Origin of the sequence: Ensifer sp. 4252 (assembly GCF_050434565.1) — a bacterium.
GTDB lineage: Bacteria > Pseudomonadota > Alphaproteobacteria > Rhizobiales > Rhizobiaceae > Ensifer.
This window is the reverse complement of the sequence record NZ_JBNDIU010000028.1, coordinates 18079-36308: the sequence shown is the minus strand read 5'-3', so window position 1 is coordinate 36308 and position 18230 is coordinate 18079. Positions and strand designations below refer to the sequence as shown.

Here is an 18230-nt window from a genome sequence, read left to right as displayed (position 1 = left end):
TCACTCTACCTGATGGGCCATGGCGGCCAGCAGCGCCGCCTCGCTCAAATCCTTGCGCGCGAGCGTCGACACCGATGTGCCGTCGCTGAGCACCGTCACGCGGTCGGCGGCAGCGAGAAGTTCTTCGAGTTCGGACGAGATCATCAGGACGCTTAAGCCTTCGTCGGCGAGGTTGCGCAGCAGTTTCAGGATTTCCGATTTCGCGCCGATATCAATGCCACGGGTCGGTTCGTCGACGATCAGAACCCGTGGGTCGGTGGCGAGCCAGCGCGCCAGCAGGACTTTCTGCTGGTTGCCGCCGGAAAGCTCCTTGATCGGCTGGTCCGGGGAGGCGCATTTGACGCCGAGCGCGCGGATATAGCGGTGGACGATCTCGTCTTGCCGCGCGCGGTCGACGATGCCGGCCTTCTTCAGTTTCGGCAGCAGCGCCAGTGTCATGTTCTCGCGGATGCTCATGTCGGGTACGATGCCGTCGATCTTGCGGTCCTCGGAAACGAGGCCGATGCCATCGGCGATGGCATCGGCCGGTTCGTGGTACGTCCGCGACTGCCCCGCCATGCGGATTGTGCCGCGCTCCAGCCTGTCAGCCCCGAAGATCAGGCGTGCCGTTTCGGTGCGGCCGGAGCCGAGCAGTCCCGCAAGGCCGGAAATCTCACCTTGACGCACGGCGAGGCTGACATCGCGCACGCGCACGCCCGCGCCGGCAGTCTCGATTTCGAGGCGGATAGGTCGATCCGGCGCTTCCGCATCCGGTGCAATCGCCTGGAAGGCGGCGAGTTCCTTGCCGAGCATGTGGCGCACCAGCGCCATCTTCGGCATGTCTGCCATTGCGCTCTTCGCCACCGTCTGACCGTCGCGCATGATCGTCACGCGGTCGCAGATCTCATAGAGTTCGTCGAGCCGATGGCCGATGAAGATGACGGCGACGCCGGAGCGCTTCAGCGTTCGGATCGTCTCGAAGAGGACGGCGACCTCGCGCTCGTCGAGCGAGGAGGTCGGCTCATCCATGATGACGAGACGGGCCTTCTGCGTCACCGCGCGGGCGATCGCCACCATCTGCCGGGTCGCCGCATCGAAATGCGCGACGGGACGGTCGACGTCGATCTTGAGGTTGAAGGTTGCCAGCACGCCTTCCGCACCGCGCCGCATGGCGGCGTGGTCGATCATGCCGAAGCGTCTCGGCTCACGGGAGAGATAGATGTTTTCGGCCACCGAGCGCTGCGGGGCGAGGTTGATTTCCTGGTAGATCGTCGCGATGCCGGCGCTTTGAGCCGTGGCGGGCATGGCAAAGTCGACCTCCTTGCCGTCGAAGCTAATAGTGCCCTCGTCGCGACGGTAGACGCCCGTCAGGATCTTGATGAGTGTCGACTTGCCCGCGCCGTTCTGGCCGACGAGGGCCATGACCTCGGCCGGTTCAACCTCCAGCGAGGCGGACTTCAGCGCCGCGACACCGGCAAATGCCTTTGAAATGCCCTGCATGGACAGAAGCATGGGTCTCCTCCCTTTCTCCGCCATTCGCATCCCGCAAGGGCGCGCGCCATGAGCCTACACCCGAAAGGACCGAAGGTCAGGCCCGGGTGCTGCGTTCAAAAACCGGCCGGAACGGTTGTGCCGCCCCGGCCGGAGAAGGTTCGGGAGATGGATCAGTAGGCGTTCGCAAGTTCTCCGGCCGCATTGGAAGCGTCGTAGAACTTGTCGTCGTTGATGATCAGCGGGTCGATCTTCTCGCCCTTGGCGTAGCGCAGCATGGTCTCGAACGCCTTTGGCCCGAAGCGCGGGTTGCACTCGACGACCGCGGCGATCTTGCCGTCGACGACCGCCTGCACGGCCTCCTTGCCGCCGTCGATCGACAGGACAAGGACGTCCTTGCCCGGCACCTTGCCGGCCGCTTCGAGTGCTGCGATGGCGCCGATCGCCATTTCGTCGTTGTGGGCGTAGATCACGTCCGCATCGGGATGCGCCTGAAGCAGGGCTTCCGCCACCTGGCGACCCTTGTCGCGGGCAAAATCGCCGGTCTGCGAGGCGACGATCTCGAAGCCGCCTGCGGCCTTGATCGCCTCGTCAAAACCCTTCTTGCGGTCGTTGGCCGGCGAGGATCCGGTGGTGCCCTCGAGTTCGATGATCTTCGACTTGCCATTGGCATTCTTGGCCAGCCATTCGGCCACGCGCTTTCCTTCCTCGACGAAGTTCGAGCCGATGAAGGTCAGGTAATCTTCGCCGGCCTTGGCGAGCGACGGGTCGACGGAACGGTCGAGCAGGATCACCGGAATGCCGGCCTTCTTGGCGGCCATGACGGCGGGGATCAGCGGCTTTTCTTCGCGCGGGGCGAGGAAAATCACGTCGACGCCCTGGGCGATCATCGAGTTGACATCGGCGACCTGCTTGGCGGCGGAACCCGCAGCATCCGTATAGACGAGCTGGAAGCCGAGCTTTTCGGCTTCGGCCTTCATGCTGTTCGTCTGGGCGATGCGCCAGGGATTGTTGGATTCGGTCTGCGCAAAGCCGACCTTGTATTTGTCCTTCTGCTCAAGCTTCGGCACTTCGGCGATCGCGATGCCCGCAACGGCGAGCGCGCCGACGGCCGATGCCGCAAGCATGAAAATGCGACGGGAAATCATGGTCATGAGTGGTTTCTCCTCCCAGGTCGTGGCCGGTGCTCCTCTACCGGACGTGAGCTTTTTGTGCTTCACATGTGCAAATCTTGCGCTAATAATATTAGCAGTCAAGAGCCAAAATTATGAGCACTTGCAAAAAATCCGCGTGCAGTGCAATGCACGCCGAGGGGCGAGGAACGACGCATGGCCAAGGCGAATGGGCGAAATTTGGAAAAGAAGGGCGGCGGACGCCCGACAATGACGGATGTCGCCCGCATCGCAGGTGTCTCCCAGTCGAGCGTTTCGCTTGTGCTCAACGAAATGTCCGGGTCGCGCATTTCGCTGGAGACACAGCAGAAGGTGCGCGAGGCTGCTCATAAAATCGGCTATCGATTACCGGCAACTCGGGACCCGGTGGCGACTGCTCCTGCGGTCGAGAAGGACACGATCGCCTTTATCGTCGATGAAATCTCGACCAGCCCTCATCCGGTCGTCAGCCTCGACGGCATCCGCGACTATGCCTTCGAGCAGGGGCTGCTGGTGTCGGCTCATGTGACGCGATCCAATCCGGATCTCGAGCAGGCGGTGTTGCGATCGGTGCTCAGGGACCCTTCGATTGCCGGCGTTATCTACGCGACGATCTTCACCCGCAAGGTTGCGGTGCCGCCGGCGCTGACGTCCATTCCGACCGTGCTTCTCAATTGTTATGGCGATCCGCGCCAGCACGTGGCGGTCGTTCCGGGCGAAGTCGTGGGTGGTTTTGCCGCCACGGCCCATCTGACCGCTCTTGGCCACAAGCGGATCGGCTTCATCAATGGCGAGCCGTGGATGGACGCCGCAATGGATCGGCTGAAAGGCTACAAGCAGGCGCTTGCCACCGCCGACATCGCCTTCGATCAAAGCCTTGTGCGCGATGGCGACTGGCTGCCGTTGCGCGGCTACGAGGCCGGGCTGGACCTGCTCTCCATGCCGAACCCGCCGACAGCCATCTTCTGTGGAAACGACCTCATGGCGATCGGTGTCATGGAGGCGGCGCAGGAGAAGGGACTGCGCGTGCCCGCCGATCTTTCCGTGATGGGCTATGACGACCAGGAACTGGCGCGTTACACCCATCCGCCGCTCTCGACACTGGTGCTGCCCAATTACGAAATGGGTCAGAGGGCCGCCGAGATCCTGATCGACATGGCGATCCACGCAAAACACATGCGCCCCATGACCATAAAGGTCGACGGGCCGCTGGTGGTTCGCGATACCACGGCGTCATGGCGTGACGCCGGCGCCGGTGAAGGCTAGGACAGGACAAGTTTCTCACGAACTGCCGGGGCAGCCGTTGCGAGGTGCCCGGGTTCGTCGAGCCGTCCCGGACGAACGAGATGAAAGCACGCCAATTTCAGGCGTGCTTGGCCGCAGCCACGAACGCCGCAATCTTGTCGATGTCCTTGCGAAAACCGCCTTCGGCGAGAGGGCGGTTCGTATGGGTGAGCGAGTCCACCGCCCAGGGCCGAACAGCCTCGATCGCAGCTGCGACGTTCTCCGGCTTGAGCCCGCCCGCCAGGATCACCGGTCGTTTGCTGCGCTTGACGATCTCGCGGCTGAGCGACCAGTCGTGGGTGACGCCGGCAGCGCCAATGCCGCCGATATGGGCGGCGACGGAATCCAGGATGAAGATGTCGGCGAACGGCTCGAAGCGGGCGGCGTGGTCGAGCGCCTCCGGGCCCGTCATCGGTATGGCCTGGAGGATCTGGAGGTCGGGGTACCTTGCAAGCAGCTTGGTGCGTAGCGCCTTGACGTGCTCGGGCGTCACGAGCGCGATGTCGCCACACAGATGCAGCACGTCGGGTCGCACCGCGTCCACCATCTCGGCGATCGCCTCGAGATCACTCTCCACCGATAGCGCCGCCCGTTGTGCCTTGCCCTTGAGGGCGTCGGCGATCTCGCGCGCCTTGGCGAAGCTGATCTCGCCGGGCAGGCCCCGGTTCGACGGCGTGAGGCCGAGATAGTCGACGCCGACTTCGGCCGCAGCCAGAGCCTCGGCAACTGTCTGCATGGTATAGATTTGTGTTTTCAAGGCCCTGCTCGTGTTTTGGCTAGATTGATTTCGGGAGGATCGCCTTGACCATGCGCTCCTCGGTGAGTTGAACCCGCTCGGCATTGCGTGCGGCGAAAACGGAATAAAGCGCGTCGACCAATGTCATCTGCGCGATCTGCGCTGCCATCGGCTCGCTGCCCTGCTCATGCGAGACGCTGACCAGCACGACGTCAGCGAGGCGCGCGAGCGGTGAACTGCTGTTGCCGGTGATACAGAGCGTCGAGGCGCCGCGCGCCTTGGCTTCCTGCAGCACAAGAACCGGATCGCTGGTAATGCCCGAATAGGATATCGCGACGACGAGGTCGCCCGGTCCGGTCAGCGCCGCATGCATGATTTGCAGTTGGGAATCGACCGGCGCGTCGCATCGCAGTCCCAGCCGGATACAGCGTTGATAAAATGCCTGCGCGACGATGCCGGATCCGCCAACACCGCCGACCAATATGTGCCTGGCACTGGCCATCAGATCGATCGCCGCAGCCAAGGTCTTTTCATCGAGAACACCGAGCGTATCGGTCAGAGCCTGGCCGATGGCGCGAAACAATCGGGTGGCAGCCTGCAGGTCGCTTGTCTGCGGTTCGGTCGATGTCTCGGCTTGAACGGTTCGCGGCTCCTGGGCCAGCGCCAGCTTGAGATCGGTGAACCCCTCAAAGCCCGCGGTGCGGCACATGCGCAGCACGGTGGTATCGCTGACATCCGTCGCCTGGGCTATTGCCGACATCGACTGGCGGATGGCGCTGTCGCTGTTGTCTAGCATCCAGAGCGCCACGCGCCGTTCGGAATCGGACAATTTCGGCAGCACGCTTCGAAGCCGGCTGCTGGCTGGAATGCTGCTGCTGCCTCGCAGATCATTGATCATTGACGGGCCCCTTTTTCGGGTTCGCGGTGCGCCTTGGCGAGAAGGCTAGCATAGTCATGTTGTGGTGTCACTATAGACACGAGCGATATGATGTGGCATCACTGCATGAACGCGAGGAGACGCGCTGCTGGGCTTCTGGGAGGATGTCATGGGACTGAAGCGTTTGTTGATTGCTGGTGCAGCCATGATGCTGACCGCCCTACCGGCCGCGGCCGGTGAACTGTCCTTCTGGCATGCCTATGCAGGCCAACAGGACAAGGTCGACTTCATCAACTTCGCGCTGGACGAATTTGCCAAGGCCCACCCTGATATCAAGCTGGATGTGGTTGCGGCCGAGCAGTCGGCCTACAAGACTAAGCTCAACACGGCCATGGCGTCGGGCAATCCGCCTGACGTATTCTACACGCTGCCCGGCGGCTTCCTGAATGCCTTCGTCAATGGCGGGCAGATGTACGCGCTCGACGCGGACCTTGCCAGGGACGGTTGGGGTAGCAGCTTCCTTGAAAGCGCGCTCGCGCAGACTAGCAAGGATGGCCATGCCTACGCCGTTCCCGTCGATGTCGACTCTGTCGTCTTCTGGTACGACAAGGCGCTCTTTGCGGAAAAAGGCTGGACGGTGCCATCGAGCTACGATGAGCTTCTGGCATTGGCCGAGACGATCAAGGGCGAGGGCATTGTCCCGTTTGCGCTTGGCAACAAGGATGCTTGGCCGGCGACGTTCTGGTTCCAGTATCTCGAGATGCGTCTCAAGGGATCCGGCGTCGTTTCCGCCTTCGTCAACAAGGATGCCAAGGCCGCGCTCGGCGGCGAGGCGACCAAGGCGCTGGAACATGTCGCCGAGCTTTCGAGCAAGGGCTATTTCCCGATCGGCTTCAACGGCATGGGCGATCAGGAAGCCAACATGCTCTTCCTCAACGGCCAGGCGGCCATGATGCTGAACGGCACCTGGCAGATCGGCGCCTCGGCGGATGCGCCCGAAGGCTTCGAGCTCGGCTATTTCGCATTCCCGGCTGTCAAGGACGGGGCTGGTGATCAGTCCGACGTCCTGGCCGGCGTCGCCGCCACCTTCGGCATTTCGCAGAAGGCCGAGAACAAGGCCGATGCCGTGACCTTGCTCAAGTTTCTGACGTCGAGCCAGGTCATGACCAAGTATGTCGAGCTTCGAAAGACAATGGTTACGGTGAAGGACGCGACGACGGAGGCGGCAGCAGGCCCCGTCCTGTTCGACATCAGCAGCAAGCTGATGGCGAAAGCAGGCCACCTCGATCCCTTCTATGACACCGCCATGCCGCCGGCTGCGACCAACATCTACTACACGTCGCTCCAGGGTGTGCTTGACGGCTCGGTGCCACCGGCCGATGCGGCCAAGCGCCTCGAGGATGCGCTGCGGGCCGACAAGTAGGTCGCCGCCAGCAGCATGACCAGCTTGCGCGGCTCGCCGCTCGCCGCGCAGGCCCTCCATGGAGCCCGAGAACGATGAGTACCAGCAAAGGCTTTGCCAAGGGCCATAACAGGGCGGCGCTCCTGTTCCTGTCGCCGGCATTCCTGCTCATTGCAGCCTTCGTCGCCTATCCCGTCGTCTATGCCGGTTGGCTCTCGCTCTTTCGTTGGGACGGGGCGTCTGCGCCAGTCTTCCAAGGGGCTGGCAATTTCGTCCGCCTGGCCGGCGATCCGATCTTCTGGCGGGCCCTTGGCAGGAACCTGCTCGTCGCGCTTTCCGCGATGGTCTTCCAGGTGTTTCTGGCGCTTTGCATCGCGTACTGCCTGGTGCGCATCGTGCCGGCGTTCAGCCGGATCTTCCTGTTCTTCTATCTCGTGCCGGTGATGGTCAGCGAGATCTGCATCGGGCTGCTCTGGCGCTTCATGTACAATCCCTATTTCGGCCTGGTGAACGCAGCATTCGGCGCGCTTGGGCTGGACGGCCTGAAGCGCGGCTGGCTCGGCGAATCCGGCACGGCCTTCTCCGCCGTGGTGGTGGTCATGAGCTTCACCTATCTCGGCCTTTACGTCCTGCTTTTCGTGGCTGCGGTGAGGAGTGTGCCCGAAAGCGTCTACGAAGCGGCCGAGATCGATGGGGCCGGTCATTTCACCAAGTTCTTCTCGATCACCATCCCCATGGTCGGCGACGCGGTACGCGCCAATTCCCTGCTGGCGATCATCGGCTCGCTCAAGACCTTCTCGCTCGTCTTTGTGCTCACCAATGGCGGCCCGAACCACGCAAGCGAGGTGGTTTCCACCTACCTCTACAAGATGGGGTTCGGCAGCTTCGAGATGGGCTATGCGGCAACGATCGGCTTCACGCAGATGCTGCTGACGGCGGTCGGCGCGTGGCTCGTCTTCCGGTATCTGAAAAGAGCCGGCGTCGGCGGGAGAACATAAGCCATGGCTGCCGTTCGCCGCTGGACCGTGACCAATACGGTGGTGCTTGTTCTCCTGACGCTGCATGTGCTGCTGGTGGTCTTCCCGTTCATCTGGATGATCTACAGCACGTTCAAGACCAACAAGGAGTTCATGCGTTCGGTCTGGTCTTTGCCCACGAGCTTCTCGCTTGACGCCTATGTCGGCGCCTGGAGCGGCGGCGCGCTTGGCGGTTATGCTGTCAATTCGCTGCTGATCATGGCAGGAGCGACAATTATCACGGTGGTCGTCGCGACTTTGGCGGGTTATGCGCTGGCGGTTTATCGGCCACGCTGGATGCCTGCGGTCGAACTCAGCCTGACGGCGGCCATGGCGATCCCCGCCTATGTTGCGCTCGTGCCATTGGTTGTGATGCTTCGTGGCGCCGGACTGCTCGATACGCATATGGGTGTCGTGCTGCCGACCGCCGCATTCAACGTGCCGGTCACGATCTTCATCATGCAGGCCTTCTTCAACACGCTGCCGCGCGAACTTTTCGATGCGGCGCGCATGGATGGCGCTTCCGAGTGGTCCATCTTTGCCCACGTCGCGTTGCCGATCGCGCGTCCGGCGATGTTCACCGCGGCGATCGTCAACATGATCTGGGTCTGGAACGACTTTCTGTTTCCCGTCGTCTTCATCAATAGCCCGGCGCGCAAGACGTTGCCCGTGGGTCTCACGGATTTCGTCGGCGAGCACATCACCAACTACCCCGTGATGCTGGCAGCAATCCTGATCGCCGCCATCGCGCCGCTTGTTCTCTTCATCTTTTTCGAACGCCAGATCACCGCCGCTTTGCTCGGCGGTGCCGTCAAGGAATAGCCGTTAATGACCCGGCTTAAGCCGGAGTCCAATGCAGGAGAAGTTTCATGTCGCCTAAAGAGCTCGATTTTGCCAGCCGGGCAGTCTTCTACACGCCGGAAGAGCATTCCCAGTCGATCAGCTATCCCATCTACATGTCGGCGAACTTCCAGTATGGCGGCGACATCTACGACCAGATCGTTGCCGGCGCGCGCAAGGAAGTGAACATCTATTCGCGCTGCGGCAATCCGACCGAATACAAGTTCGAGGAACACATCGCCCAGTTGACGGGCGGTACGGCCTGCCTGGCGACGGCCTCGGGCATGGCGGCGATCTCGCATGCATTGTTCGGCATCCTGAAGGCCGGCGACCATATCGTCGCCGATCTCACCACCTATTCGAGCACGCACGAGTTCTTCGATCACCGCGCTGGCGATTTCGGGCTGAAGGTCAGCCTCGTCGATTGCACCGATGTTCGGGCGGTCGAAAACGCGTTTACCGACGAGACCAAGGTTCTCTACGTCGAGGCGATCGCCAACCCGACCATGAAGGTGCCGCCGCTGAAAGCCCTGGTGGAACTCGCCCATGCGCGCGGCATCGTCGTCATTTGCGACAACACCTTCGCGTCGCCTGCGGTTTGCCGGCCTCACGAATTCGGCGTCGACGTCGTCGTAGAAAGCGCCACCAAATTCATCGGCGGCCACAACGACGCGGTCGGCGGGGTGATCACGCTGAAGTCCGACATCCTGCCGGCCGATTGGCTGGAGGACGTGCGCTGGAACACCCTCAACAAGCTCGGCGCGCCGCTGTCGCCGTTCAACGCCTGGCTGTTGCTGCGCGGCGCGCAGACGCTGGCGCTGCGCCTGGAAAAGCAGTGCGCCAATGCGCTGGCGCTCGCCAAACATCTCGAAGCCCATCCCAAGGTCAAGCGCGTCTTTTATCCCGGGCTGCCCTCGCATCCGAACCATGCCTCGGCGACGGAACAGTTGCGCGGCGGCGGCGCCATGCTCTCCTTCTGCGTCGAGGACGAGGCTTCGGGCGTACGGCTTTTGAAGCGGCTGAAACTCGGCTCGTTCGCGGCAAGCCTCGGCGGACTGCGCACCACGACACAGATGCCGGCGACTATGGCCTTTCTCGATATCCCCAGCCAGGAGCGCGAGGCGATGGGCGTCGTCGATGGCCTGGTGCGCTTCTCCGTCGGCATCGAACATGTTGACGACATCATCGCCGACGTAGATCAGGCAATCGAACAGATGCACATCGACCTCTAGGGTTTACGCAATGGCAGTGATCGTCCTCCTGGGGGATATCAATATCGACCTGGTGCTTGATATCCCTGAGTACCCGCTCGAGGGAGGAGAGGCGATCGCAACCGCCCAGCGGCATATGCTGGGCGGCTCCGCCACCAATACGGCTATCGCGTTGTCACGCGCCGGCCATGACTGCCGGCTGATCGGCCGCGTGGGACAAGACGCATGGGGGCAGCAGGCGTTATCGTCGCTTAAGGACATCGGGGTCTCGACGGCGTGGATCGGACAGGACCCTTTTGAGCCAACGCAAACGAACATTGTGACCGTCGGCAAGGGCGGTGAGCGAACGATGTTTGCCTATCGCGGGGCGAACGCGCACCTGTCACCAGCATCGATCGTTGACGGCGCGTTCGAGGATGCAGCGCTGTTCCATCTCTCCGGCTACGCCTTGTTGCAAAGTCCGCAATCCGACGCAGCAAATAGAGCGATCGAGCTTGCGCAACTGCGCGGGATCCCTGTCACCCTCGATATTCCGGCCGGTGTCGCCTTGTCGGTCGCACCGCATGTGCGCAATCTGCTGCCGAAACTCGATACCATCATGCTCGGCCGGGCCGATCTTGCGCCGCTTGCGGGAGAAGGCTCCGAAATTCCTGTTGAAGAGGCGATCAGGTCCCTGTTGCGACAAGGCGTGAGACGGATCGCGCTCAAGCACGATGCCACGGGGTCATCTCTCTACCAAAACTCCGGGGTTGAAAGCGCGCCGTGGTTCTCCGTCACTACCGTTGATACAACGGGGGCCGGCGACGCCTTCGCGGCCGGGCATATCATCGGCCGCGTGTCGGGTTTGCCCGGATCCGAATGCTGCCAACTTGCCAATGCATTCGGGGCCGTTGCGGTGACCCGGCAAGGTGCGGGCACGTCGATGCCCGCGCTGGCGGAAGTCATGAAGCTGATTTCCATCGGCAACGGCAACAGACCTGGCATAGCGGGCTCCGACCAAGAATTGGAACGGCCGTAACTCTCCAAGCCTCAATCCCTGCAGGGCTCACACCGAACAGGCTGGCAGAAGTACTTCTCTGTTCGCTCGAAGAAGTGCCTTTGTCGTCACACCTTTTCTGCCGGAGAGGATGTGAGTTCGGCTGATGACGCCGGCGGCGCAATGTTGCGTCGGCAACGCGCTCAAATCTGAGCCACAGCCTCCGTGCTTCGACTGAAACCACTTCCTGCAGACGCTACACGACACCAGAATCCGACGCGGCATCGTTGGGCGGAACCCTTGGAGATATGGGCTTTTTAAAGCCGAGGATCATGGGCAGCGCCACCGAACCGCCGCCCAGCCTAGCCAAAGGGAGTGTTGACCCATTGTGCCTGGCCCCGCAACGTTTTGCGAAACAAATGCCATTCTGCCTTGGGAGGGAACATGTCTGGTTCGTGCCGTTCGCTGATGCACTCGGTTGCCATTGCCTCGATCGCCTTGCTCTATGGACAGGTCGGAGCGAGGGCCGATGAGAAGCTGTTTATCTATAACTTCTCCGACTATTTCGCCGAAGACACAGTTTCGACCTTCGCCAAACGCACGGGCGTCGACGCCCGTGTCGATTTCTTTGACTCGCTCGAAGTTCTGGAAACGCGCCTGCTGGCAGGAGGAAGCGGTTTTGACGTTGCCTTTCCAAGTGCGACAGTCGGCGAGCGCCTCATCCAATCGGGTGCACTGAAGCCGATCGATGCTTCCAGTCTCAAAAACTATAAAAACCTGGACAAGGACCTGCTGAAGCTCGTCGCCGAACATGATCCGGGCAATCAGTACCTTGTCCCGTACATGTGGCTGACGACCGGGATTGCCTACAATCCGAAGCTCGTGGAGGCGCGGGTTGCCGGCGCCCCGACGAACAGCCTCGACATGTTCTTCAAGCCGGAGCTGGCGCAGAAGTTTCAAGACTGCGGCATCGGCATCGTCGATGCGCCGAACGAGGTGGTGCCGATCGCCCTCAACTATCTCGGGCTCGATCCCTATTCGACAAAACCGGAAGATCTCGACAAGGCCAAGGACCTGCTCCTGACGCTGCGCCCCTACATAAGGCATATGCAGAGCGGTCAACTGGTGGCGGACATGGCCTCCGGCCAGCTGTGCCTGGCGATGATGTGGAGCGGTGACGCGGGCATTGCCGCAGCGCGCGCCGAGGAAGCCAACTACGGCATCGCGGTGAATTATTCGATCCCGAAGGAAGGCACGATCATATCCTTCGATACGATGGCCGTGCCTGGCGATGCTCCCGATCCGGAGCAAGCGCTGGCCTTCATCGACTATGTTCTCGAGCCGAAGACCGTGGCCGACATCAGCAATCACGTGTTCTACGCCAACGCCAATGCTGCAGCCACGCCGCTGGTCGACGAGGCGATCCGCACGGACCCGAACGTCTATCCGCCCGCCGAAGTCCGCGCCAAGCTCTTCGTCGACAAGTCGCTGCCGCCACGCCAGGCGCGCGAGCGGACCCGGGTGTGGACCGCGTTCAGGGCCGGCAACTGAGTGCGTTGCCTGGAAAGCGGAAGCAGAAGGACATCCGTGTTGCAATCCTACGTATCAATCGAGAATCTCTCCAAGTCCTTCGGTCTGTTCAGCGCCGTTGACGACGTTTCGATCGGCATCGGGAAGGGGGAATTCTTCTCGCTTCTTGGTCCATCCGGATGCGGCAAGTCGACCTTGCTGCGCATGATCGCCGGTTTCGAACCGCCGACATCGGGTGTCGTCCGGCTTGACGGGGAAGAGGTCACGCACGTTCCGGCCCATCGCCGGCCAACGAACATGATGTTCCAGTCCTACGCACTGTTTCCGCATCTGTCGGTGGGCAAGAATATCGCCTTCGGCCTGCAGCAGGACCGGCTGGCCCGGAGCGAGATCCGGCAGCGTGTGAGCGAGGTGGCCGAAAAGCTGCAGCTGACGGCGTTGCTCGATCGCAGGCCGCAACAACTGTCCGGGGGGCAGAGGCAACGCGTCGCGTTGGCACGTGCCCTGGTCAAGCGGCCGAAGGTGCTGTTGCTGGATGAGCCTCTTGGCGCGCTTGACAAGAACCTGCGCACGGAAACACAGCACGAGCTGGTCAGGCTTCAGCGGGAGCTGGGGTTGACCTTCATCATCGTCACCCACGATCAGCATGAGGCAATGACCGTATCATCGCGTATCGCGATCATGCGGCAGGGCAAGGTGCTGCAGATCGGATCGCCGGCCGAGGTCTACGAAACACCGGTTTCCCGCTTCGTCGCGAAATTCCTCGGCGAGGCGAATGTGTTCGAAGGCGGCAGCGCCAGACGCTCCGGCAATGAGCTGAAAATCGAAAGTGCGGAGGCCGGCGGTTCAATCTTCGCTGCCGCCAGCGACCATATCTCTGTCAATGGTCGCTTCTGGGTATCGGTGCGGCCCGAGAGGGTCGAGCTCAACAAACAGAGTAACGGTCTCGAGGGCGTTGTCGAACAGTTCAGCTACGCCGGATCCGGGCGACATTATCGGGTGCGCCTGAAGAGCGGAGCAACGCTGGATGCGCTGCGCGTCAACCTGGGCGCTGAGGACGACCTGTCGGTCGGCGACACGGTGTTCGCCTCATGGACGCCGCAGGCCGCCCGTCTGCTGGCCGATTAGGGGAACGACGCGATGCAATCAAAACCCGATCTTGGCCGCCGCGCACTGGTGCTCGTGCCCTATGGCTGGTTGGCCGTCTTCTTTCTCATGCCGTTTCTGCTGGTGCTGGCGATCAGCCTCTCGTCCGTTCGTCTCGGCATGCCACCCTATGAGCCGCTGTATGCATGGCAGGGATCGCTGCTCAGCATTCGGCTCAATCTTGAGAACTTCATCTTCGTTCTGGGTGAAAATACCTATCTGCTTGCCTATCTCACGAGCCTGAAGGTGGCAGCGATTTCGACGGCGCTGATGCTGGCGATCGCCTATCCGCTGGCCTACGGCATTGCGAGCTGCGCGCCGCAAACGCGCTCCTTCCTCATCTTCCTGGTTATCGTGCCGTTCTGGAGCTCGATGCTGATCCGCGTCTATGCCTGGATGAGCATTCTGCGCAACGACGGTCTGTTGAATTCGCTGCTCCTTAACGTCGGCGTCATTTCCGAACCGCTGCGGATGATGAACACCGAGACCGCGATCTATATAGGCATCGTCTACACCTATCTTCCATTCATGGTATTGCCGATCTACGCCAATCTCAGTGCCAGTGACCGCACCCTGATCGAAGCGGCACGCGATCTCGGATGCTCGCGCATCGCGGCGTTCTGGCGCGTCACGTTTCCGCTCAGCCTCAGGGGTGTTGCCGCAGGATGTGCACTGGTCTTCATCCCCGTCATCGGCGAATTCGTTGTGCCGGATCTCTTGGGGGGTGCGGACACCCAGATGATCGGCCGGACGATCTGGATCGAGTTCTTCAACAACCGGGACTGGCCGGTGGCCTCCGCGGTCACCGTCCTGCTTCTCATCATCCTGGTGATACCCATCGTCCTGTTTCAGACACGTTTGTCTCGAACCTCTAAGTGAGGAGCGACTATGCCTCAACCATCCTGGTTCAACCGGCTTTCCATCTTCGCCGGGCTCACCTTCCTCTACCTGCCGATCGTGGTTCTGGTTGCCTACAGCTTCAACGCATCGCGACTGGTTACCGTCTGGGGAGGGTTCTCCACTCAGTGGTACACGGCCGCGATCACCAATCAGTCGATCGTCGAGGGTGCCAAGGTCAGCTTTCTCGTAGCGGCGATCTCGGCGACATTCGCGACCGTTCTCGGATCGCTTGCGGCGATCGTCGCGGTGAGAATTCGGCGCTTTCGCGGCCATCACATCTTCAACGGCATGCTGGTGGCGCCGATGGTGATGCCGGAGGTGGTGATGGGCGTGTCGATGCTGCTGATGTTCGTGACGTTGGGCATCGATCGCGGCCCGGTGACGATCACGCTCGCCCATGCCACCTTCACCATGTGCTTTGCCGCAGTGGTGATGCAATCCCGACTGGCCGAACTCGACCCGTCGCTGGAGGAGGCAGCAAGAGACCTCGGCTGCCCGCCATTCCTGGCGTTCATGAAGGTGGCCGTGCCGAACATGGCTCCAGCCTTCGTTTCAGCCTGGCTGCTGTCGTTCACGCTGTCGCTCGACGATCTCGTGCTATCGAGTTTCACGACGGGGCCCGGAGCCTCGACCCTGCCGATGAAGATCTATTCGCAGATCAAATTCGGCGTGACCCCTGAGGTCAACGCCATCTCGACGATCATCCTTGGTGTCGTCGCCTTCGGTCTGGTGGCATCACGCATTGTCTCCAGGCCATCGGCAAAGAGCAGCCTTGCCGTATAGGAGCTCGGCCAGGCGGCCGCGCTCCTGTCGATCACAAGACCTCAGTTGCAGGCAAGTTCGCCCGTCAGTTGCCCACGCTTGGCGAGGTAGCCCGATAGCGGGTCTTCGTAGACGTTCCTGGCCGAAGAGACTGCATCGATGAACAACGCAAACAGCGCCGTTTGTGACGTGATATCCAGCTTCGAGTAGAGATTGCGGCGGTGTAGCTTCACTGTTGCCGGCGAGATGCCGAGCCGCGTCGCAGCCCCTTTGACGGAATAGCCGCGCAGAACGAGCTGAGCGACCTGGCATTCGCGTTCCGTCAGGATGCTCCGGCCGAAATTGCCTATCGCCTGGGCAAGCGCCTTCTGCAAGGCGGAGCCCTCGCCATCGAGCGTCTCGGGTCTGAGGTCGCGGAAATGGCGGATGACCGCCGTGCGCAGGATCGGAGCCAGGCTCTCGAGCAGCTGCACTTCCTGTGCGCTAAACGCGATGCTCGACCGCTTGCGGCCGAGGGAGATTGCGATCTTCGAGGCATCGTCGAGGCTGACGATGAAGTTGAACTCGTCATGAAGTCCGGAATGCTGATAGTATTCGCGGTAGTACTGGGTTCGATCGAACGAAGGCGCGATCTGGCTCAGACGATAAAGCCCGTCATCCTCGTTCTCGACCGCGAGTTGATAGAACGGATCGAGCCGATAAGGCCCCTGCAGGTAGTGCCGGATGTCGGACAGGCCGCGATGCGTCTGCCAATCGTTGAAGAGTATCTTCGGCGCACTGTCACCGCGATAGAGCAGGATCAGCCCTGCATCTACGGAAACGTGCTGCTTCAGTGCCTCAGCCAAGCGCTCCTGAAAATCCATTCGACCGATATTGCCGATCAGTGACATTGCCAGTTCATTGATTGCAGGCGACTGCGTCACCGTGCCTGGCTCGCTCGTCGCGATACTCCCATTCATGCAATTGTCCTCCCTCGCGCGAGCGTAGGTCAGTTTCAAAACGGCCGCAAGGCATGGCCATGACCCTGTTGCGGTCAGGGTCAGAACGGCTCCCGGCGTTCGGCGAACCTAGCCCTTTGGAGTATTCCGCTTCCCGCCGCATTGCCGCTTACTCCATGCATCCGCTTCATCTGTTCGGACCTCGGGAGGGAAAGACGTGCGCACCAAGAAAACAAGTGTTCTACTGCACCAGCTTCTGGCTGGCACCATGCTCGCCGCGCTTGCGGCCGGATCATCGACGGCTGCAAATGCGGCCGCCGACCTTATCGCCGTCAATGGCGACGTGCGGACCGTCGATCCGAATACGCCCCGTGCCGAAGCCTTTGCCGTCGAGGACGGAAAGTTCGTTGCAGTCGGCACCAGCGCCGAGATCCGGTCGCTCGCCGATGACAAGACCACGGTGCTCGATCTCGGCGGCAAGACGGTCACGCCCGGCTTCATCGACGGCCATACGCATCTGACCAGCGGCACGGACTACGTCACTGGCGTCGATCTCTCCTATATCCCAGACAAGGAAACATGGCTGAAGAAGATCAAGGAGGCCGATGAGCGCCTGGCGCCGGGCGTGTGGATCACCGGCGGCGGCTGGGACTATACGCTGAAGGAAGGCAAGCTTCCGACGAAGGAAGACATCGACGCGGTGGTCAAGGATCGCCCTGTCGTTCTACGCGATATCGATTTCCACTCGATCTGGGTGAACAGCAAGGCATTGGAAATCGGCGGCGTCACGGCGAAATCCGAGGTGCCTGCCGGGGGCGAGATTGTCGTCGATGCCAACACCGGAGAACCGACCGGGATCCTGCTCGAAGGCGCCGGCGATCTCATCACCAACAAGAAGCCGGCCTATTCCGACAAGGAGCGAGCCGAAGCGCTGCTGCAGACGGTGAAGTTTGCCAATAGCGTCGGCTTGACCGGCGTTCATGACATGTCGTCCATCGCCGCCGCTTACGACTATCTGAAACTCGTCGAGGACAAGAACCTGTCGTTGCGGGTCTGGTACGGCTTCTTCGAAGACAAGGCCGCAAATATCCCGGCAGCGGCAAAGGATCGCGAAGCCGTCGACAGCCGTGTGGCTGCGAGCGGTGAAACCAAGGTCAAGGGTCCGCTTCTGACTGTCGGCTATGCCAAATCGGTCGTTGACGGGGTGCTTTCGACCCATACGGCCTACATGCTTGAAAACTACTCGGATCGAACCGGATGGAAGGGGGAGCCCTTCCAGTCGGAGGCTGATCTGATCGCGCTGATCAAGGCGGCCAACGAGAACGGCTTCCCGACAGCCGTCCACGCGATCGGCGATGCCGGTGTGCAGATGACGCTGAACGCATTCGAAAAGGGGCAGTCGTCCGGCAAGTACCCCAATCGCGTCGAGCATATCGAGATCATCAATCCCTCAGATATCGAAAGATTCAAGACGCTCGGCATCGTGGCATCGATGCAGCCGAACCATGCAACCGGCACGATCGGAAGATACATCACCGAGCGGGTAGGTCATGAGCGCGAGTCCCATGCCTATGTCTGGAAGTCGATGCTGGAGCAAAAGGTTCCGGTCGTGTTCGGATCCGACTGGGCGACATCGCCGCTCAGCCCCCTGACCCAGATCAACGATGCCGTCTTCCGCGAAAGCCCGTTCGGGCTCGGCGACGGGCCATGGCATCCGGAACAGGCCGTCACCTTTGACGAGGCCCTGTTCGCCTACACCCAGGCCGGCGCCAACATGACGCCGTGGGCCGATGAGATCGGCTCGATCTCCGCCGGCAAATGGGCCGATTTCGTCGTGCTCGACGCCAAGCTTCCCGATCCCGTCGACCGGTCCATCCGTCAGCGGCATGTCGAGGCGACCTATGTCGCCGGAACGGAAGTCTATCGGGCGAAGTAACCACATCCAACCGCATCCGGCGGGACGGGGCGCCCTGTCCCGCCGACAACTGACC

General features: G+C 61.6%; 16 protein-coding genes. 11 read left to right on the top strand and 5 right to left on the bottom strand.

The genetic code is table 11. The annotated features are described in order from the left end of the window. Both ABIE33_RS31415 and ABIE33_RS31410 read right to left on the bottom strand, forming a co-directional pair. Complete coding sequence (locus tag ABIE33_RS31415) at positions 1-1491, bottom strand: sugar ABC transporter ATP-binding protein (protein ID WP_429132352.1); 1491 nt, start codon at positions 1489-1491, stop codon at positions 1-3. A 152-nt stretch (positions 1492-1643) separates the two neighbouring features. Continuing rightward, a complete protein-coding gene (locus ABIE33_RS31410) occupies positions 1644-2624 on the bottom strand; it encodes an ABC transporter substrate-binding protein (protein ID WP_429132350.1) in 981 nt (326 codons plus the stop codon). Positions 2625-2798: 174 nt separating this feature from the next. Between ABIE33_RS31410 and ABIE33_RS31405 the strand changes: the two genes are divergently transcribed. Further along, complete coding sequence (locus tag ABIE33_RS31405) at positions 2799-3887, top strand: LacI family DNA-binding transcriptional regulator (RefSeq protein WP_429132348.1); 1089 nt, start codon at positions 2799-2801, stop codon at positions 3885-3887. 97 nt (positions 3888-3984) lie between these two features. Here ABIE33_RS31405 and ABIE33_RS31400 read toward each other — a convergent pair whose 3' ends face one another. After that, on the bottom strand, positions 3985-4662 hold the full coding sequence (locus ABIE33_RS31400; RefSeq protein WP_429132346.1) for a phosphoribosylanthranilate isomerase: 678 nt from the start codon (positions 4660-4662) through the stop codon (positions 3985-3987). Positions 4663-4681: 19 nt separating this feature from the next. After that, on the bottom strand, positions 4682-5539 hold the full coding sequence (locus ABIE33_RS31395) for a MurR/RpiR family transcriptional regulator (RefSeq protein ID WP_429132345.1): 858 nt from the start codon (positions 5537-5539) through the stop codon (positions 4682-4684). A 148-nt stretch (positions 5540-5687) separates the two neighbouring features. Here ABIE33_RS31395 and ABIE33_RS31390 point away from each other — a divergent pair, with 148 nt between their 5' ends. From ABIE33_RS31390 to ABIE33_RS31350, 9 genes are all read left to right on the top strand, one after another. Continuing rightward, positions 5688-6941: an ABC transporter substrate-binding protein gene (locus ABIE33_RS31390; RefSeq protein ID WP_429132343.1), complete on the top strand. Its 1254-nt coding sequence runs from the start codon at positions 5688-5690 to the stop codon at positions 6939-6941. Positions 6942-7015: 74 nt separating this feature from the next. Beyond that, entirely contained in the window at positions 7016-7918 is a 903-nt protein-coding gene (locus ABIE33_RS31385) for a carbohydrate ABC transporter permease (protein WP_429132342.1), read from the top strand. A gap of 3 nt (positions 7919-7921) precedes the next feature. After that, positions 7922-8758 carry a carbohydrate ABC transporter permease gene (locus ABIE33_RS31380; RefSeq protein WP_429132340.1) on the top strand — a complete coding sequence of 279 codons (837 nt, stop codon included), beginning with the start codon at positions 7922-7924 and terminating at the stop codon, positions 8756-8758. 47 nt (positions 8759-8805) lie between these two features. Beyond that, entirely contained in the window at positions 8806-10008 is a 1203-nt protein-coding gene (locus ABIE33_RS31375; protein WP_429132338.1) for a trans-sulfuration enzyme family protein, read from the top strand. A gap of 10 nt (positions 10009-10018) precedes the next feature. Beyond that, positions 10019-11005 carry a carbohydrate kinase family protein gene (locus ABIE33_RS31370; RefSeq protein WP_429132336.1) on the top strand — a complete coding sequence of 329 codons (987 nt, stop codon included), beginning with the start codon at positions 10019-10021 and terminating at the stop codon, positions 11003-11005. A 402-nt stretch (positions 11006-11407) separates the two neighbouring features. Next, on the top strand, positions 11408-12514 hold the full coding sequence (locus ABIE33_RS31365; RefSeq protein ID WP_429132334.1) for a polyamine ABC transporter substrate-binding protein: 1107 nt from the start codon (positions 11408-11410) through the stop codon (positions 12512-12514). Then, complete coding sequence (locus ABIE33_RS31360; RefSeq protein WP_429132332.1) at positions 12515-13621, top strand: ABC transporter ATP-binding protein; 1107 nt, start codon at positions 12515-12517, stop codon at positions 13619-13621. A gap of 12 nt (positions 13622-13633) precedes the next feature. Beyond that, positions 13634-14518 (top strand): ABC transporter permease subunit, encoded by an 885-nt coding sequence (locus tag ABIE33_RS31355; RefSeq protein WP_429132330.1) that lies wholly within the window; start codon positions 13634-13636, stop codon positions 14516-14518. Positions 14519-14527: 9 nt separating this feature from the next. Next, entirely contained in the window at positions 14528-15322 is a 795-nt protein-coding gene (locus ABIE33_RS31350) for an ABC transporter permease (protein WP_429132328.1), read from the top strand. Between the two features lie 41 nt (positions 15323-15363). On the opposite strand, the gene ABIE33_RS31345 is transcribed toward ABIE33_RS31350, so the two are convergent. Further along, on the bottom strand, positions 15364-16260 hold the full coding sequence (locus ABIE33_RS31345; RefSeq protein ID WP_429132326.1) for a response regulator transcription factor: 897 nt from the start codon (positions 16258-16260) through the stop codon (positions 15364-15366). A gap of 196 nt (positions 16261-16456) precedes the next feature. On the opposite strand from ABIE33_RS31345, the gene ABIE33_RS31340 reads away from it, so the two are divergent. Beyond that, a complete protein-coding gene (locus ABIE33_RS31340) occupies positions 16457-18175 on the top strand; it encodes an amidohydrolase (protein WP_429132324.1) in 1719 nt (572 codons plus the stop codon). Positions 18176-18230: the final 55 nt, after the last annotated feature.

What these genes read in the sequence shown, in the direction of transcription:
- ABIE33_RS31385 (WP_429132342.1), top strand. Translation starts at nt 7,016, where the DNA reads ATGAGTACCAGCAAAGGCTTTGCCAAGGGCCATAACAGGGCGGCGCTC.
- ABIE33_RS31355 (WP_429132330.1), top strand. Translation starts at nt 13,634, where the DNA reads ATGCAATCAAAACCCGATCTTGGCCGCCGCGCACTGGTGCTCGTGCCC.
- ABIE33_RS31405 (WP_429132348.1), top strand. Translation starts at nt 2,799, where the DNA reads ATGGCCAAGGCGAATGGGCGAAATTTGGAAAAGAAGGGCGGCGGACGC.
- ABIE33_RS31395 (WP_429132345.1), bottom strand. Translation starts at nt 5,539, where the DNA reads ATGATCAATGATCTGCGAGGCAGCAGCAGCATTCCAGCCAGCAGCCGG.
- ABIE33_RS31370 (WP_429132336.1), top strand. Translation starts at nt 10,019, where the DNA reads ATGGCAGTGATCGTCCTCCTGGGGGATATCAATATCGACCTGGTGCTT.
- ABIE33_RS31390 (WP_429132343.1), top strand. Translation starts at nt 5,688, where the DNA reads ATGGGACTGAAGCGTTTGTTGATTGCTGGTGCAGCCATGATGCTGACC.
- ABIE33_RS31365 (WP_429132334.1), top strand. Translation starts at nt 11,408, where the DNA reads ATGTCTGGTTCGTGCCGTTCGCTGATGCACTCGGTTGCCATTGCCTCG.
- ABIE33_RS31410 (WP_429132350.1), bottom strand. Translation starts at nt 2,624, where the DNA reads ATGACCATGATTTCCCGTCGCATTTTCATGCTTGCGGCATCGGCCGTC.
- ABIE33_RS31350 (WP_429132328.1), top strand. Translation starts at nt 14,528, where the DNA reads ATGCCTCAACCATCCTGGTTCAACCGGCTTTCCATCTTCGCCGGGCTC.
- ABIE33_RS31375 (WP_429132338.1), top strand. Translation starts at nt 8,806, where the DNA reads ATGTCGCCTAAAGAGCTCGATTTTGCCAGCCGGGCAGTCTTCTACACG.
- ABIE33_RS31380 (WP_429132340.1), top strand. Translation starts at nt 7,922, where the DNA reads ATGGCTGCCGTTCGCCGCTGGACCGTGACCAATACGGTGGTGCTTGTT.
- ABIE33_RS31345 (WP_429132326.1), bottom strand. Translation starts at nt 16,260, where the DNA reads ATGAATGGGAGTATCGCGACGAGCGAGCCAGGCACGGTGACGCAGTCG.
- ABIE33_RS31415 (WP_429132352.1), bottom strand. Translation starts at nt 1,491, where the DNA reads ATGCTTCTGTCCATGCAGGGCATTTCAAAGGCATTTGCCGGTGTCGCG.